A 15,956-nucleotide genomic window follows, 5' to 3' on the forward strand; every position below is an offset into this window, starting at 1 on the left:
CCAGCCGGAAAACACCGGGTCAGCCGGGAAGTTCTGGCGGACGCTTGCGGAGGCGTCGTTCCTGACGCCAGCGGGCGATGCGCACCCCGTCTTCACCGACGGTGAAGAACCGGACGCCCGGGTCGGACGGGACTGCTTGGTCCCGGGCGTGGTCGAGCTCCTCCTGCAGGGTCTCGACCTCTTCGCGCAGTTCGTCGATCTGTTCCTGCATCTGGAGAATCCGCCGGATACCTTCCAGATTGACGCCCTCGTCCTTGCTGAGGCGCTGCACAAGACGCAGTTTGGCGACGTCCCGGGGCGAGTAGCGACGCCCCCGGCCACGGGCGCGCCGAGGGCTGACCAGCCCCATGCGGTCGTAGGTGCGCAGGGTCTGGGGGTGCATGCCCGCCAGATGGGCAGCCACCGAGATCACGAAGATGGGCGCGTCCCGGTCGATGCGTTGCAACCCATCACCGGGCTTCTGGCCGGCCATCTCTCCTCCTGAACCGCCGAAGCGGCGCTACTTGCTGTCAATCAATCATGCAACGCTCCGGTCACGGTGCCCTGGAGCGTGCCGCCCGCGTCAGTGCTGGTTCAAGTCAGCCCGAGGATCGGGCTCGTTCGCCAGTTCCGCGTACTGCTCGAGGGCGGCGCGGGCGTCGGCACTCAGCGTCGGCGGCACGGTCACCTCCACCGTCACCATGAGATCGGCGCGGGTCCCGTCCGCACGGGTGGCCCCCTTGCCGCGGGCGCGGAAGCGTCGACCACTGGGCGTTCCCGCCGGGATCCGGAGCCGGACGCCAGTGCCGTCGAGCGTCGGAACCTCGATCTCGGCCCCCAAGACCGCTTCGGGGAAGGTGATCGGAGCGGTGATGGTGAGGTTGGCGCCGTCACGGCCGAAGATCTCGTGGGGACGGACGTGCGCCACCACGAAGAGGTCACCGTTGGGGCCACCGTTCTCTCCCGGCCCGCCCTTGCCACGGATCCGGATGCGCTGGCCATCATCGACGCCCGCCGGAATGCGCACCTGGATGGTCCGGCTGGAGCGAGCACGCCCCGAGCCCTTGCACTCGTCGCAGGGGTCATTGACGATGAGGCCACGACCGAGGCAGTCGGTGCAGGTGGCGGTCTCGGGGAATCCGGACGCCGAAGTGGTCACGCGCATGCCAGAGCCCTGGCAACTCGTGCACACCGTCGGCATGGTCCCGGATTTCGCGCCAGTGCCGTGGCACACGGAGCAGGCGTTGTTGGAGATCGATCTGATCGGCACCGTGGTGCCGTTCACCGCGTCGGCAAAGTCCAAGGTGATCTCGGACTCCACATCCGCACCCCGGCGGGCGGGGCGTGGCCGCGCCCCGCCACCGGATGCACGGGTGGCACCGCCACGGTTGAACAGTCCACCGAAGAGGTCACCGAGATCCTGGCCCTGGGCACCGGCGAAGATGTCCTCCGCGCCACCACGCTGGAAGCGGAACCCGCCTCCACCCATGTGCGCAAAGCGACGCATGTCGTCGTATTCCTTACGCTTCTTGGCGTCACCGAGCACCGAGTTCGCCTCTGAAGCCTCTTTGAAACGCTTCTCCGCAGCAGCATCACCTGGATGTTGATCCGGGTGGTTCTGCCGAGCGATCTTGCGGAAGGCCTCGCGAATCTCCTTGTCGGTGGCGTTCTTGTTGACGCCGAGGATCTTGTAGTAGTCCTTCTCCGCCCAGTCCTTGCCACTCACCAGTGCACTTCTCTCCGCCCCCGCGCGGGAGCACTCAGCCTTCGGCCTGTTCCTCGGAAGGCATCGCCACGGCCACGCGTGCCGCACGCAGCACACGCTCGCCACGGCGATAGCCCACTTGCATGACGTCCAAGCAGGTCGGCTCGGTGACGCCCGGCGTCGGCACCTGCATCAGCGCCTCGTGGATCTGCGGGTCGAAGGGGTCGTCCTTCTCTCCGTAGGCCTCGAGACCATGCTTGTGCGCGACCTTCTCGATCTCCTCGGCGACGAGCTTGAAGCCGCCCGAGAGTTCCTCGTGCTGCTTGGCCGCACGCAGATCATCGAGCACTCCCATGAGGTCGTGGAGGACCTTCTCGATGCCAGCCTGCTTCTGGAGTTCGCGGTCGCGGTCCACCCGCCGCTTGTAATTGACATACTCCGCCTGCAGACGTTTGAGGTCCTCGGTCCGCTCAGCGGCCTCCGCCTTGGCAGCGGCGATCTCGGGGTCGATTCCGGCGTCGGCCTCGTGATTCTCTGGGATCGCCTCGGTGGCGGCGTCTTCCTGATCCGCGGCTGCGGCGGCCTCGGATCCGTCGACGCTGCCGACAGCGTCGCTCGATTGGGGATCGAGGACCTCGCCCTCGTTCATGGGTTCGGTCGGATCGGTGCCCACGGCATCTCCTGTCTGGTCATCAACGTTGGTCTGATCGCGAACGGTGTAGGTGTTCGGGTCGATGCGGCGTCGGTCACGGATGACCACACGCGGCTCGGCCGACTCGTGGTCGGGCCCGAAGCCCGACCATCCGGGCCCGGAAACATGCGCCCCCGAGCCCGGATGACGGTACGACGTCACTTCTGCTCGTCACCGTTCTCTTCATCGATGATCTCGGCATCGACGACATCGTCGTCGGCCTGCTCACCGGTGGAGGTGGATTCACCTTCGGTGCCCGGCTGGGCGGCGGCATCGGCCTGGGCCTTGGCGTACACGGCCTGGCCCATCTCAGCAGCCTTGCCGTTGAGGTTCTCCATCTTGGCCTTGATCTCCTCGATGTCCTCGCCCTCCAGCGCGGTCTTGAGCTCGGCCACGGCGTCCTTCACCGGATCCTTGACGCTGTCCTCGAGGGTTTCGTCGTTCTCGTCGAGCAACTTCTCGGTGCGGAACACCAGCTGCTCGGCCTCATTGCGGGCCTCGACATCCTCACGACGCTTCTTGTCCTCGTCAGCGTGCTTCTCGGCCTCGGCGACCATCCGGTCGATCTCGTCCTTCGACAGGGCCGAACCGCCGGTGACGGTCATGGACTGTTCCTTGCCGGTCGCGGTGTCCTTGGCGTTGACGTGGACGATGCCGTTGGCGTCGATGTCGAAGGTCACCTCGATCTGCGGGACACCGCGCGGCGCCGGCATCAGACCGGTGAGCTCGAAGTTGCCGAGCGACTTGTTGTCGCGGGCGAACTCGCGCTCACCCTGGTAGACCTGAATCATCACCTGCGACTGGTTGTCCTCGGCGGTGGTGAAGACCTCGCTGGACTTGGTCGGAATTGTGGTGTTGCGCTCGATGATCTTGGTCATGACGCCACCCTTGGTCTCAATGCCCAGCGACAGCGGGGTGACGTCGAGCAGCAGCACGTCCTTGACCTCACCCTTGAGCACACCGGCCTGCAGCGAAGCGCCCAGAGCCACGACCTCATCGGGGTTGACGCCCTTGTGCGGGTCCTTGCCGCCGGTCATCTCCTTGACCAGATCGACCACGGCGGGCATACGCGTCGAACCACCGACCAGAACGACATGGTCGATCTCGCCCAGCGAAATGCCGGCGTCCTTGACCACGGCGTTGAACGGTGCGCGGCAGCGGTCGATGAGATCCGAAGTCATCTTCTGGAACTCGGCGCGGGTCAGTTTCTCCTCGAGGTGCAGCGGGCCGGATTCACCCAGCGTCACGTACGGGAGGTTGATCGAGGTCTCGCTCGCGCTCGACAGCTCGATCTTGGCCTTCTCGGCGGCCTCGAGCAGACGCTGCTTGGCGATCTTGTCGGCACCGAGATCGACACCGTTCTTGTTCTTGAACTGCTCGACGAGCCAATCGACGATGCGGTTGTCCCAGTCGTCGCCACCCAGGCGGTTGTCGCCGTTGGTGGATCGGACCTCGAAGAACGACTTGCCGCCCTCGTGGCCGATGTCCAGGAGCGAGACGTCAAACGTGCCGCCACCGAGGTCGAAGACCAGGACCGTCTGATCGGCCTCGTCCTTGTCCAGACCGTAGGCGAGCGCGGCAGCGGTGGGCTCATTGACGATGCGGTCCACGGTGAGTCCGGCGATCTCGCCGGCCTCCTTCGTCGCCTGCCGCTCGGCGTCGGAGAAGTAGGCCGGCACGGTGATGACCGCGTTGGTGACCGGCTCGCCGAGGTACGACTCGGCGTCACGCTTGAGCTTCATCAAAGTACGAGCGCTGATCTCCTGCGCCGTGTACTTCTTGTCGTCGATGTCGACGTTCCAGTCGGTGCCCATGTGGCGCTTGACCGAACGGATGGTGCGGTCGACATTGGTGACGGCCTGACGCTTGGCGACCTCGCCGACCAGAACCTCGCCGCCCTTGGCGAAGGCGACCACCGATGGAGTGGTGCGCGCGCCCTCCGCGTTGGGGATGACGGTGGGTTCGCCGCCCTCGAGAACCGCGACGACCGAGTTGGTGGTGCCGAGGTCGATACCTACTGCACGAGCCATGTGTGTTCCTCCTGGGATGCGCCCGCAGAGCGGGCGGTTGAGTACTTCCTGCGTGGTGAGCGACTTGAGTCAATATCACTCAATATTGACCTTGAGCCTTACGCACTCAACTATGTACCCGCTTTGCCCGTCACGCAAATCACATTGAGTCGAGCCGACTCAACTCCGGGTCCAATCAGGGTTTCAGTGCCCGAGGACACGCCCGCCCATGGAGGCCGGCAGCCGCGTCAGACGCTGACGCCAAGCGAGAAGGCAGCCAATCCGAGAGCCAGATGAACCACGATGTGCACGCCCGCCATGCCGCATCGGCCCTCTCGCCAGAACTCGACGGTTGCGACGGAATACGACGAGAACGTCGTCAACGCACCGCAGAAACCCGCACCGAGGAACACCTGCAAAGGCCCCGGCGGAACGTTCGCCAGCACCAGCCCAAGGGCCATGGAGCCGAGCGCATTGGCCGCCAACATGCCCCAGGCAAAGGTTCGGCCCGCCGAGAAGAGCGTCTCCAGCAGGTACCGCAGGGTCGCGCCGAGCGCTCCACCGAGGAAGACCCCGAGCATCGTCATCGCCCCTCCCCGACCGGCTTCCCCCGGGCCACCAGACCGTGCCCCAGAGCAGCGGCCGGCACACACGTCACGACCTGCACCAGAATCTGCACAGCCCCACCCGCGGGGCCAGCGGCCGCCGCGTCGGCCATCACCGAGGAGAACGTGGTGAACCCACCCAGGAGCCCGACACCGAACACCGGCCTGAGCCAGAACGGCGCGTCGGGGCGGGCAAGACGGGCACTCAACCCACCGAGAACACCCGAGCCGACGATGTTGATCACCAGGATCACCGCCACCGAGTGACCCGCGACTGCGAGCGTCAGGGCATGACGCAGGACCGCACCGATTCCGCCGCCGAGGGCGACGAGCCCAAGGACCACCGGCGAGAGAGCCGACGGGGCCCGCCCACCGCCCGGGCGGGGCATCGCAGCTCGCGCCAGGCCCTCCATGGGTGAAACGGTATCGCGACCCTCTTCCCAGCCTCAGTGAACGACGGCTAACCTTCTGGCGTCACACTTTGAGGAGGACGCATGACGACGACGTTGAGCGAACAACCCCGCGGCTTCTACGAACCCCTCGGCGACGGCATGTACCGGCCGACCAAACACGTCCAAGGCGCCTGGCGCGACACCGAGCAACACATGGCACCGGTCGCCGGACTGCTCACCGCCGCCCTGCAGATGCACGACCACCGTGAAGACATGCAGACCGCACGGATCAGCCTGGAGATCTGCGGCGTCATCGACCTGACCGACACCCACGTGGAGACACGCACCCTGCGCCCGGGCCGGACCATCGAACTCGTCGAGGGTGAGGCCACCATCGGCGACCGCGTGGCGATCCGAGGACGCTCATGGCGTCTTGCCCACAACGACACCGGCGAAGTGGCGGGCCACCCCTACGACGCGATCCCCGGCCACGAGGAATGCGCCACAGTGGAGCCTTTCCTGAAGTCCTGGCCCGGTGGATTCATCGAACAGATCGATGTGCGCGCGCACCGGGACAACAAACCCGGCCACGGCATCGTCTGGGTACGCAGTGACAACCCACTGTTCACCGACGGTTCGGCACCGGCCCTCGCCGAATTCCTTCGCCTCGCCGACTGCGCCAACGGCTCGGTTCCCCGCACGAGCCCCAAGGTCTGGATGTTCCCGAACGTCGACTGGACCGCCCACATCTTCCGTCAGCCGGTGGACACCGAATGGCTCGGGTTGGAGATCCGACAGTCATTCAGCAACGACGGTGCCGGGCTCACCTCCAGCGTCCTCCATGACGTCGAAGGACCACTCGGAAAGCTGGAGCAGATCCTCACCGTGCGCCCCATGCCCAAGAGCTGACGCTGACCTGAATGGATCACAGCACGGGCCTCCTCACGGGGCCTCCCCAGCCAGCAACGTGAACTCCTGGGCCCGCGGACGCCACAACCCCGCTCGCACGGCCGTGAATTCTGCAAGATCCGGCGGCGTCAGCGCATCGAGAGCGGTGATGTATTCACCCACCATCCGGCGCGGAAGCCGCAACCCCACGGTCAGATGAGGGGTCCAGCGTCGGCCCCGTCCTTCGGGGTTCGCCGCGCTGACCTCACAGGCGATGTGCTCCAGCTCCTCGGATGTCTCCAACAGCCATGCGACGGTCTGCCTGCGACGGGTCCCGAACACCACAACGCCAGCCCGTCGAAACGATGCGGGGACCACAGCGGGCAAAAGTTCGCCCGCCAGATCGACGACGTCGGCGGGCATCGTCGGCGCGAAAGTGATCGTGATGTGGGGCGTCTGCTGCTGACGCGGGAATCCACGGGCTTCGAGAGCATCGAACACCGCACGCACCCGCCCCTCGTCGGCGGGATCGAGGCGTAACAAGATGTTGTCAGGCGAGGTCATCAGGCCCATCCTCACACGGCACACGCCAGATGAGAGTGCGTTGGAGCAGCATCCTCGAGGCCCCCGTGCAACGTGCCTAAGATGCAAAGGTGACGTCTTTCGAAGGACATGCGCCGGGATCGGGCGGCTACCGCCGCCTGACAGGCAGCCTGTTCCTCGCAGGTCTGGCGACATTCGCGCTGCTGCACGCGACGCAGCCCCTGCTGCCCGAACTCGCCGACGCCTTCGACATCACCGCGACCCAGAGCACGTGGAGCCTGTCAGCGGCGACGCTCGGCATCGGTATCGCACTCGTGCTTGCCGGGCCACTGACCGACACGGTGGGCCGAACCCCGTTGATCTTCGGCTCGCTGTTCGCGGCGTCGGCGGTGGGCGTCGGCATCTCATTCAGCCCGAACTGGCACCTGCTCGTGCTGTTGCGCGCCTTCCAGGGCGTGGTACTCGCCGGCCTCCCCTCCACCGCGACCGCCTACCTGCGCGAGGAAGTCCATCCTCAAGCACGGCTGCGGGCGACGGGCAGTTACATCGGCGGCACCGCGATCGGTGGCATGAGCGGTCGACTCATCAGCGGCACACTGACCGACTTCTTCGGCTGGCGCGCGGCCGTCGGCGGACTGGGGCTGGTGGGGCTCGCCTGTGCCGTCGCCGTGTTCTGGCTCCTCCCCCGCTCCCAGAACTTCCAGCCCCAGCCCGCCCAGCCCCGCGAGATCCTTCGCCGCATGGGACGCGTCCTCACCGACCCCGCCCTGCTGGCCATGTACGCCATCGGCGGAACCCTCTTCGGCGCCTTCGTCGCCGCCTACAACGGACTGGCATTCCGGCTCGTCACCGACCCGTACCACCTCAGCGTCGGCGCGGTGTCCTTCGTCTTTCTCAGCTACGCCATCGGCTCATGGACCAGCGGACTGGGCGGACGCTTGGCCGACAAACACGGTGCCGGAACCGTCGTACTCGCCAGCATCCTCATCACCCTCGCCGGGACCGCACTGACCCTCGCCCAACCCCTGTGGCTGGTGGTGCTCGGCGTCGCCATCCTCACCGGCGGGTTCTTCGCCGCACATGGCGTCACGAGTGCCTGGGTCCCGGCACGGGCGGTGGCCCGCAGCGGCGGAGCCGGGCAGGCGGCATCCATGTACCTGTGCGTCTACTACCTCGGTTCGGCCGGCTTCGGTTCCCTCGCGGGCACCGCATGGCAGGCCGGACGCTGGCCCGGCGTGGTGCTGCTGGTCGGCGTCCTCATCGTGATCGCCGCCGGGCTCGCGTTGTTCGCCCGGCAGTACGTACCGCGACGTCAGGTGTCCTAAACCGTTCTGCGCCTCGCCTGGTTCAGCACCCCGCTTGGTTCAGTGGAAGCCCACGCACCGACATCGGTGCCTGAGCCTCCACTGAAAATTCCAGACCCGCGCGTCGACCCAAGAACGCCGAATGCCCCGCACCTGTCGGCACGGGGCATTCAGACCTCAGCGTTCAATGCGCTGTGAATCAATGCGGTGGAAAGACCGTCAGAGCGTGACGCCCTCGTTCTTCAGCGCGACGGCCACATCGATGATCATGTCCTCCTGACCACCGACGAGCTGACGGCGTCCGACCTCCTCGAGAATCTTGTGAGCCGGAACGCCGTAGCGCTCCTGTGCCCGCTCCGCGTGGATGAGGAACGAGTTGTAGACACCCGCCTTGCCCTGGACGATCGAGGAACGATCCATCAGCGGCATGCGCGTGATGATCGGCTTGACGACATCCTCGGCGGCGTCGAGCAGCCCGGAGAGGTCGATGTCTGCCTTGATGTCCAGACGCTCGAACACCGCGGCGAGCACCTCGGTGGGCGAGTTGCCGGCGCCGGCACCGAGAGCGCACAGGGTGCCGTCGATCTGCTTGGCGCCGGCGCGAATCGCGAGCACGGAGTTGGCGACACCCATCGAGAGGTTCTGGTGACCGTGGTAGCCGACCTGGGCCTCGCCACCGATCTCCTGCATGAGGGCGTCGACGCGATCGGAGACATCCTCGAGGATGAGGTGCCCGGCCGAATCCACGACGTACACGCACTGGCAGCCTGCGTCGACCATGATCCGGGCCTGCTTGGCGAGGTTGTCCGGCGTGGTCATGTGCGACAGCATCAGGAAGCCGACGGTCTCGAAGCCCATGTTGCGGGCTTCCTGGAAATGCTGAATCGAGATGTCAGCCTCGGTGCAGTGCGTGGCGATGCGGATGATCTCCGCGCCACGGTCACGGGCCTCCTGCATGTCGGGGATGCGGGCGACACCCGGCAACATCAGGCAGGCGATGCGCGCGTTCTTGGCCTCGTCCACGGCGGCGGAGATGAGCTCCATCTCGGGGGTTCCCGAGAAGCCGTAGTTGAACGAGGAACCGGCCAGGCCATCACCGTGGGTCACCTCGATGACCTCGACGCGGGCATCGTCCAGCGCGCGAACGACGTCACGGACCTGCTTCTCGGTGAACTGGTGCTGCACGGCATGCGAGCCGTCACGCAGCGTCGTATCGGTGAGGCGAACCTCGTAGGGCCCGTTGTTGGTCTGCGACATGCTCACTGTCCCTTCTCGTTGCTGATCATCTCGGCGAGCAGGTCGGCGGTACGCGTCGCCGCCGAGGTGATGATGTCCAGGTTGCCCGCGTACTCGGGCAGATAGTCCGCAGCACCACGGACCTGCACCAGCAGCGTGACGCGACCCTTGCCGCCCCAACGCTCCTGCGCCTCGTCGAACTGGGGCTCGGCGGTCAGTTCGTAGCCGGGCACGTAGTCCTGCACGATCTTGACCATCTCGTTGACCGATTCGGTGATCTTGTCGCGCAACTCGCCGGGAGCCGCCGCCTCGGCGGGCAGCGAACAATAGACGGTGTTGCGCATCATGACCGGCGGCTCGGCCGGGTTCAGGATGATGATCGCCTTGGAGTCCTTCGCACCACCGACGACCTTGAGGGCCTCGGAGGTGGTCTCGGTGAATTCGTCGATATTGGCGCGAGTTCCCGGGCCGGCTGACTTGGAGCTGATCGACGCGACGATCTCGGCATAGTCCACATCCACGATGCGCGACACCGCGGCCACCATCGGAGTGGTCGCCTGGCCACCGCAGGTGATCATGTTGACGTTCATGACCTCCTCGAGGCTGTCGAGGTTCACCGGCGGGCAGAGGTACGGGCCGACGGCGGCGGGCGTCAGGTCGATGGCGTGGATGCCGGCTTCCTTGTACCGCGGCGCGTTGGCGGCGTGGGCCTTGGCCGAGGTGCACTCGAAGACGAAGTCGGGCAGCTCGTCCTTGGGGAGATCGAGCAACCAGTCGACACCCTCGTGGCTGGCGGTGAGGCCGTGCTGAGCGGCACGCTTGAGGCCGTCGGAGTTGGGGTCGATGCCGATCATGTACTTCGGCGAGATGACCTTGCTGCGGCGGGCGAGCTTGAACATCAGGTCGGTGCCGATGTTGCCCGAGCCCACGATGGCCGCTGTGAACGGCCGGGACTCGTCGGTGAGAATTTCCGTCATGTCGAGGAGCTCCTTGCTGGGGATCGTGTGAGGTCTCAGGACGCGTCAAAGCGCGCCACCGGGAGGCGTCGGCCTCAGAAAGTGACCGAGATGCTGCCGAGTTCGCCGAAGTCGGCAGTGGCGGTGGACCCGGACTCGACCACCTGAGCAGCGGTGAAACTTCCGGGGATCACGATGTCGCCGGCGTTCATGGCGACGCCACGTTCACCGAGGATGTTGGCCAGCCAGACCATGGGGGCGATCGGATCGTCGAGCACATCGGCGCCGGTACCGCTGGCGATCTGCTTGCCGTCGATCACGATCGAGCAGGCAACCGGCATGAGATTGTTCGGATCGACGTCGAGCGGTTCGCTGCCGATCACCACGGCGCCGCAACTCGCATTGTCGGAAACGGTGTCGACCAGACGGATGTTCCAATCACGCACGCGTGAATCGATGATCTCGATGGCCGGGTGCACACTCTCGATGGCGGCGACGGCATCCTCACGCGTGACACCTGGCCCGGCGAGACGCTTGTTGAGCTTGAAGGCGAACTCCGGCTCGACCTTCGGCGAGATGAAGTTCTCGGCCAGAACGGTGGAGTCGCCGTAGTGCATCATGTCTTCGGTCAGGAAGCCGAAATCGGGCGAATCGACTCCGAGCTGTTCCTGCATGGCCTTCGACGTCAGGCCGATCTTGCGCCCCACGACCGCGCCACGGGTCTTGACGAGGGCCTGCTCGACCAGCACCTGGACCTCATAGGCATCGTCCAGAGTCATGTCCGGAACGGAATCCCGAATCGGATCGGTGGGCTCACCCGTCGCAAAGGCCTCGATGAGACGATCGGCGGCGGCCCGGATTGCTTCATCCTTGGCAGCAGTCATGGCGTCATCCTAGGTCTGCACTCCCGCCGACCCGCCGGAGTCGTTCCGTTGTGCGGAACTCAATGTGCGGCCAGAGATCCGGACTCAGCTGATCGGCAACAGACTCTCCTGCCCGTCCTGACCAGGCTCATCAGCGAGCTCGTCATTCATCACCTGCTGCTCGCCCACATCGTCCTTGGGCCTCTTGAAGAGATTGTCCAGCGCTGCCCGGCCCCCTCCGAAAGCAAGGAACGCCAAGCCCATGCTGGCCTGAGCAAGATTGGTTTCGAACCCCGGGCCGGAAGGGCCGCCTTGAAGCCCGTTGAACCAGTTGGTCCACACGATCACCAAAATCTGCTCGACCGCAAGGACTGCCCCGATCAGAGGCGTCAACAACCCGAAGACCAAGAACGCCCCGCCCCCGAGCTCGAAGATCGTCGCGCCCCAGGCCATGATCTCGGGCGCAGGAACCTGCCGATCGGTCAGATACTGCACTTGCGCGCCCATGCCGCCCTCAGCCATCAAACGGCTCCAACCCCGCAGGATCAGAACAGCCCCCAGCGCCAAGCGCGCAACGAGCAGTACAACGTCACCGAGCAACAGACGCAGCGTCTTCATGCGCCGAACACTACAGACGCCGACCGCCATGAATCGATTCGACATCAGACAGAATGCGCTCCAGCCTCGCCGACATCTCTTCCGCCGCCGCAACATCTGTACGATCCAGCGCTCGCAAGACACCGAGCATCCCGCGCAACAGGTGATGGTCCTTGGCTCTGGCCTCCAAGCCTGACGGCACCCCGTAAGCCGCGCGGAACCCTTCAGCGAACTGCGGCGTGGCACCGTACAGCGGCCAGGCGAGGTCCATAGCCGGGTCGCCGATCCCGGCGTCGAGCCAGTCGATGACTCCGGTCAATCCCTCTTCACCACGCAAAAGGTGCTCGGCGCGTACATCAGCGTGCACAAATGTGGCATCGATATCGCCGACTCCGATCTGCCGCATGAGCACGGCCAACGCCGGAGCCTGAGCCGAGCGCGGCAGACGCGGCACCACCTCGGTGGAACACCGCTCCCGCAATCGTTGCTGCTCACCGCTGATCTCCTCGGCGTCCCGAGCACCTGCGGCCACCGCCTCGTCGACGGGCAAGGCGTGCAGCGCCTTCAGGAAGGCCCCGAACGACTCGCCCTCGGCCGCGTCATCGGCCCCCGGCGTCCAGGGCCCACCCATGATCGGACGGTGCCGGAAACGCAACGGCTCGGCGGAGAACAGCTCCGGCAGGGGCACCGCCAGCGGCACCTGTGGCGCCACCCATGCCAGCAGCCCAGCTTCTGCACGGAGCCTTTCCTCCGCACGACGATGTCGTGGACCACGCCAGAGCCAACCGCCCGACAGGGCCACGCGGGTGTCCCGGCCATCGTCGACCACCACTGGACGCATCAGCAGACGTATTCGGTCTCGCCCGGGGCGACCGGATGACAGGTCGTGCCGGCCGAAGCGCGAACCGTGCCGCCGGCCTCGTTCACGCGGTATTCCATGACGAACCCACGCCAAAGACCCGCCGACCCCTGCTTGCGCGGAGCCTGCTCCAGCCAGCGTCGAGCGTCGCGGTTCTCCGGATCGTCGGGAATGACCTTCAGCAATTCCTCTGCCGGGTCCACGCTGTTGACGTCGGCCGCCGCCACTTCAGCGGAGACATCCACGTACTGCCCGTCCACATCGGTCACGGTGATCGTCCACTGTCCGTCCTGGGCCTGGCGGTCACAGGTGAGAGCGTTGGTCGATTCACTCGTCTTGCACGTGTAGCCCGCAGCCTCGGCTTTGGGCTGAACACCCGACAGCCCGGTGAGGAGACGAGCCTCCGAGAGTGTGGGCGGAACCGACGAGGTCGCCGCAAAGGAACCATCGGGGAGGTACCCTGCGACGCCCCACGGGCCTTCAACCGTCTGCGAGGCCCCTGGTTGCTGGAACAGCGCGATCGCAGGTTCACGCTCGGGCCCGTCGGGCACCACGGCCGAAATAGCCGCCTGTGCCACCGCACGGTTGCCCTCGCCAGTGGGGCTCATGTCGATGTAGACCCGCGACACCGCCCCCGACTCCGAGTCACCGGCCCATTCGACCGACCGCGAATTCTCCGCGGAATAGTCTCCGCAGAACCGTCGGAAGGTGCCGTCCTCACGCGCATCGTCGGTGCACCGGAAACCCTCGGAACGGAGCTTGCTGGTGAGCTCGGAACTCGCCGAGTCCCCGCCGCCGTACTTCTGCCACGCAGAATCCACCGATGCCGAGGCCGGGCTCACGCGGTTGGCCCGGAACCCGATCCACGAACCGACGATCACCATCAACACAAGCGTGAGGATCCCGACCAGATGGATGCCACCGGCGCGAACCGGAGCCGGTCGCCCTTGGTTCGGCTGCATCGCATGAGGAGCGGATGGCTGCCCCGTGGGCGCCGAGGGCTGATTCATCGGCGCCGATGGCTGCCCCATCGGGCCCTGTGGGGCCGGCGGCATGGCCGGCCCCTGCGGGGCGGGCGGAGCACCGTGAGGGGCCGGGGGCATACCCGGCGACGCTCCCCAACCGCCCGGTTGAGGCGGGGTCGGTCGACCCGGCTGCGGTGGCTGCGATCCCCCCGAGCCGGACGGTTGCTGAGGGTTCCCGAAATTGAAGCTCACAAGCGGCACTCTAGTCGCGCTCGGTGCGCCACGGGTCCTCTCGGGGAAGACTCGCGCACAGGTCCCTGCGTCCCCCTTGGAGATGGGCACCTCTTTCGGAACCACACCCGAAACGGCTGCTCACCCCGCGGGAAACCCTCACCCTGAGGTCGAGTTCATTGCTGCAAGATCGGCGGGAGGTTTACGGTGCGGCCATGACCCGCACCGCACGAGAGGTCGCGCAACTCGTCGACCACACGATCCTGACTCCGCACGCCACCGATGAAGAGGTGACCGCGTTCGTGCAGGAGGCACCGGCGCTCGGAGTCTGGTCGGTGTGCGTGTCCCCTTCACGATTGCCGTTGAACGCTGATCTCGGAGAGGTGCGCACCGCCGCCGTGTGCGGTTTCCCCTCCGGAAATCACCACTCTTCGGTGAAGGCGATCGAGGCCGCTCTGGCTGTGGGCCATGGCGCTGACGAGATCGACATGGTCGTGGACCTTGGGCTTCTGCGCTCTGACCCCGACCGCGCCGGCGCCGACATCGCGTGCGTCCGCAACGCCGTTCACGGAGCGCTGCTGAAGGTGATCCTCGAAACCGCGGCTCTCACCGACGAGGAAATCGTCACCGGCTGTCGCCTTGCTGAGGAAGCGGGCGCCGACTTCGTCAAGACCTCGACGGGCTTCCACCCTGCGGGCGGCGCCAGCCTGCAGGCCGTGCACCTCATGCACCGCACCGTGGGCGGGCGTCTGGGAGTGAAGGCCTCCGGAGGAATCCGAGACTGGAAGACCGCCAACGAGATGCTCGATGCCGGCGCCACACGCTTGGGCATGTCGGGCACCCGGTCTGTGCTCGCCGGCGCTCAGTGACGGACAACCCACGCGGCAATAGACGCCCCACACGTTGAGGCTCACCCCATGGGGCGCTCAGTGTCCATCTTCGCCATGCGGTTTCCTCCCACTGGATTCCGCCAGCGAGCACCAGAGCCCATACCTTCGCTCCGCACAGTTATCCACAAGTAGGAAACCGCACCGAGCATTATCCAGAGCACCAGATTCAAGGGGTTCGATCTGCTGCTGCCCCTTCCACAGTGCAGGGCATGAGCCATCCACCAGCGCATGAGGCAGCACCGCACCGCCAAGCACCACATCACCGGGTGTCCAGTGATGAACCGAGAAGAGCCCATTCCAAGAGAGCGACCGGCCTGCCGGATGAACGACTCACCGCGCTTCTCGAAGCCGGTGGTGGGGTCATCCATGCTCCGGAACTGTCGACTTCGGACAAGCGCCGGGTCCTGCGGTGGCATGGGCTCGGCCATCTCACACGTCTGATGCGTGGCCTGTACATCACTCCACGAGCCGATACGGCCACGGTCGTTCGGGCCGTGGCTCGCGCCTATCCCGATGCGATCTTCGTGGGCGAAACCGCTGCGTGGCTCAATGGTCAGATCACGACACCCCCCACGCGCATCACCGCCGCGCATCGAGGCAGGTCCCATCGCTTCACAAGGTTCCGGCTCATCCACAGGCAGGTCCCCGACGATCATTGGAGGGAGGTCCACGGAATCCGCCGCACCACTGCAGCCATGGCTGCAGTTGATGTGGCGGCCACACGCGGGGCCGAGCTCATCGACGCATTGATGCGTGCGACTCGCCACCCCGTGGAGACCCTCGACCAGATCAGCTCAGCCCTGCGCTCAACGCCGGGCCGGATCGGCAACCCGGTCCGTCGCCGCCTCGTCCAGCGCACCACCACGTGGCCCTGGTCGGAGATGGAAAGGCTCCTGCACGATCTCTTCGACCACGCGGGCATCACCGGCTGGACGGCCAATGCGCCTCTCCAGGTGGGAACACAGACCATCCACCCCGACGCACGATTCGACAAGGAACGCCTTGTGGTGGAGGCGGACGGCTTCGCCTTCCACTCCGACCGCTCCACCTTCGTCCGAGACCGCAGGCGGCAAAATCTGCTGACCCTCGCAGGATGGCGTGTGCTGCGCTTCACTTGGGATGACCTGACCTCCCGCCCCGCCCAGGTGGTCGCAGAAGTTCACGCCGCGCTGGCCATGTAGCAATTCACCGGACACTACTGGCCGAATAAGTTACCTTCGCGTAACCTGCTGTCACCCGTAAT

General features: G+C 66.0%; 17 protein-coding genes. 4 read left to right on the forward strand and 13 right to left on the reverse strand.

Annotation, left to right across the window (positions count from 1 at the left end):
- Window positions 1–19: 19 nt before the first annotated feature.
- From FB460_RS10800 to FB460_RS10825, 6 genes are all read right to left on the reverse strand, one after another.
- Window positions 20–472: a heat shock protein transcriptional repressor HspR gene (locus tag FB460_RS10800; RefSeq protein WP_142094124.1), complete on the reverse strand. Its 453-nt coding sequence runs from the start codon at window positions 470–472 to the stop codon at window positions 20–22.
- Between the two features lie 90 nt (window positions 473–562).
- Window positions 563–1,705, reverse strand: a complete 1,143-nt coding sequence (gene dnaJ, locus FB460_RS10805; RefSeq protein WP_142094125.1) for a molecular chaperone DnaJ — start codon at window positions 1,703–1,705, stop codon at window positions 563–565.
- Between the two features lie 34 nt (window positions 1,706–1,739).
- Window positions 1,740–2,537: a nucleotide exchange factor GrpE gene (locus FB460_RS10810; protein ID WP_246044368.1), complete on the reverse strand. Its 798-nt coding sequence runs from the start codon at window positions 2,535–2,537 to the stop codon at window positions 1,740–1,742.
- The gene (dnaK, locus tag FB460_RS10815) at window positions 2,534–4,405 is read right to left on the reverse strand and encodes a molecular chaperone DnaK (protein ID WP_142094126.1); all 1,872 of its coding nucleotides are present in this window, start codon (window positions 4,403–4,405) and stop codon (window positions 2,534–2,536) included. The genes FB460_RS10810 and dnaK overlap by 4 nt, the downstream gene beginning before the upstream one ends.
- 227 nt (window positions 4,406–4,632) lie before the next feature.
- A complete protein-coding gene (locus FB460_RS10820) occupies window positions 4,633–4,971 on the reverse strand; it encodes a fluoride efflux transporter FluC (protein ID WP_142094127.1) in 339 nt (112 codons plus the stop codon).
- Window positions 4,968–5,402 (reverse strand): fluoride efflux transporter FluC, encoded by a 435-nt coding sequence (locus tag FB460_RS10825; RefSeq protein WP_142094128.1) that lies wholly within the window; start codon window positions 5,400–5,402, stop codon window positions 4,968–4,970. The genes FB460_RS10820 and FB460_RS10825 overlap by 4 nt, the downstream gene beginning before the upstream one ends.
- Window positions 5,403–5,483: 81 nt before the next feature.
- Between FB460_RS10825 and FB460_RS10830 the strand changes: the two genes are divergently transcribed.
- Entirely contained in the window at window positions 5,484–6,290 is an 807-nt protein-coding gene (locus FB460_RS10830) for a thioesterase family protein (protein WP_142094129.1), read from the forward strand.
- 33 nt (window positions 6,291–6,323) lie between these two features.
- Here the strand turns inward: FB460_RS10830 and FB460_RS10835 are convergent, their stop codons facing one another.
- Window positions 6,324–6,833 (reverse strand): 2'-5' RNA ligase family protein, encoded by a 510-nt coding sequence (locus FB460_RS10835; RefSeq protein ID WP_142094130.1) that lies wholly within the window; start codon window positions 6,831–6,833, stop codon window positions 6,324–6,326.
- A gap of 89 nt (window positions 6,834–6,922) precedes the next feature.
- Between FB460_RS10835 and FB460_RS10840 the strand changes: the two genes are divergently transcribed.
- Complete coding sequence (locus FB460_RS10840) at window positions 6,923–8,137, forward strand: MFS transporter (RefSeq protein WP_142094131.1); 1,215 nt, start codon at window positions 6,923–6,925, stop codon at window positions 8,135–8,137.
- 198 nt (window positions 8,138–8,335) lie between these two features.
- Here the strand turns inward: FB460_RS10840 and dmpG are convergent, their stop codons facing one another.
- The 6 genes from dmpG to FB460_RS10870 all read right to left on the reverse strand — a co-directional run bounded on the left by dmpG (window position 8,336) and on the right by FB460_RS10870 (window position 13,589).
- Window positions 8,336–9,373, reverse strand: a complete 1,038-nt coding sequence (gene dmpG / locus FB460_RS10845) for a 4-hydroxy-2-oxovalerate aldolase (RefSeq protein WP_142094132.1) — start codon at window positions 9,371–9,373, stop codon at window positions 8,336–8,338.
- A gap of 2 nt (window positions 9,374–9,375) precedes the next feature.
- Complete coding sequence (locus FB460_RS10850) at window positions 9,376–10,329, reverse strand: acetaldehyde dehydrogenase (acetylating) (protein ID WP_142094133.1); 954 nt, start codon at window positions 10,327–10,329, stop codon at window positions 9,376–9,378.
- Between the two features lie 74 nt (window positions 10,330–10,403).
- A complete protein-coding gene (locus tag FB460_RS10855) occupies window positions 10,404–11,192 on the reverse strand; it encodes a 2-keto-4-pentenoate hydratase (RefSeq protein WP_142094134.1) in 789 nt (262 codons plus the stop codon).
- An 84-nt stretch (window positions 11,193–11,276) separates the two neighbouring features.
- Window positions 11,277–11,789, reverse strand: a complete 513-nt coding sequence (locus FB460_RS10860; RefSeq protein ID WP_170210058.1) for a DoxX family protein — start codon at window positions 11,787–11,789, stop codon at window positions 11,277–11,279.
- Between the two features lie 10 nt (window positions 11,790–11,799).
- Complete coding sequence (locus FB460_RS10865) at window positions 11,800–12,609, reverse strand: phosphotransferase (RefSeq protein WP_142094136.1); 810 nt, start codon at window positions 12,607–12,609, stop codon at window positions 11,800–11,802.
- Window positions 12,609–13,589, reverse strand: a complete 981-nt coding sequence (locus FB460_RS10870) for a hypothetical protein (RefSeq protein ID WP_142094137.1) — start codon at window positions 13,587–13,589, stop codon at window positions 12,609–12,611. Before FB460_RS10870 ends, FB460_RS10865 begins: the two co-directional genes overlap by 1 nt.
- 449 nt (window positions 13,590–14,038) lie before the next feature.
- On the opposite strand from FB460_RS10870, the gene deoC reads away from it, so the two are divergent.
- Together deoC and FB460_RS10880 are read left to right on the forward strand one after the other, a co-directional pair.
- Window positions 14,039–14,692 carry a deoxyribose-phosphate aldolase gene (gene deoC / locus FB460_RS10875; protein ID WP_142094138.1) on the forward strand — a complete coding sequence of 218 codons (654 nt, stop codon included), beginning with the start codon at window positions 14,039–14,041 and terminating at the stop codon, window positions 14,690–14,692.
- Window positions 14,693–14,922: 230 nt separating this feature from the next.
- Window positions 14,923–15,894, forward strand: a complete 972-nt coding sequence (locus FB460_RS10880; RefSeq protein WP_142094139.1) for an endonuclease domain-containing protein — start codon at window positions 14,923–14,925, stop codon at window positions 15,892–15,894.
- Window positions 15,895–15,956 lie beyond the last annotated feature (62 nt).

Source organism: Propioniferax innocua (genome assembly GCF_006716235.1).
Taxonomy (GTDB): Bacteria; Actinomycetota; Actinomycetes; order Propionibacteriales; family Propionibacteriaceae; genus Propioniferax; species Propioniferax innocua.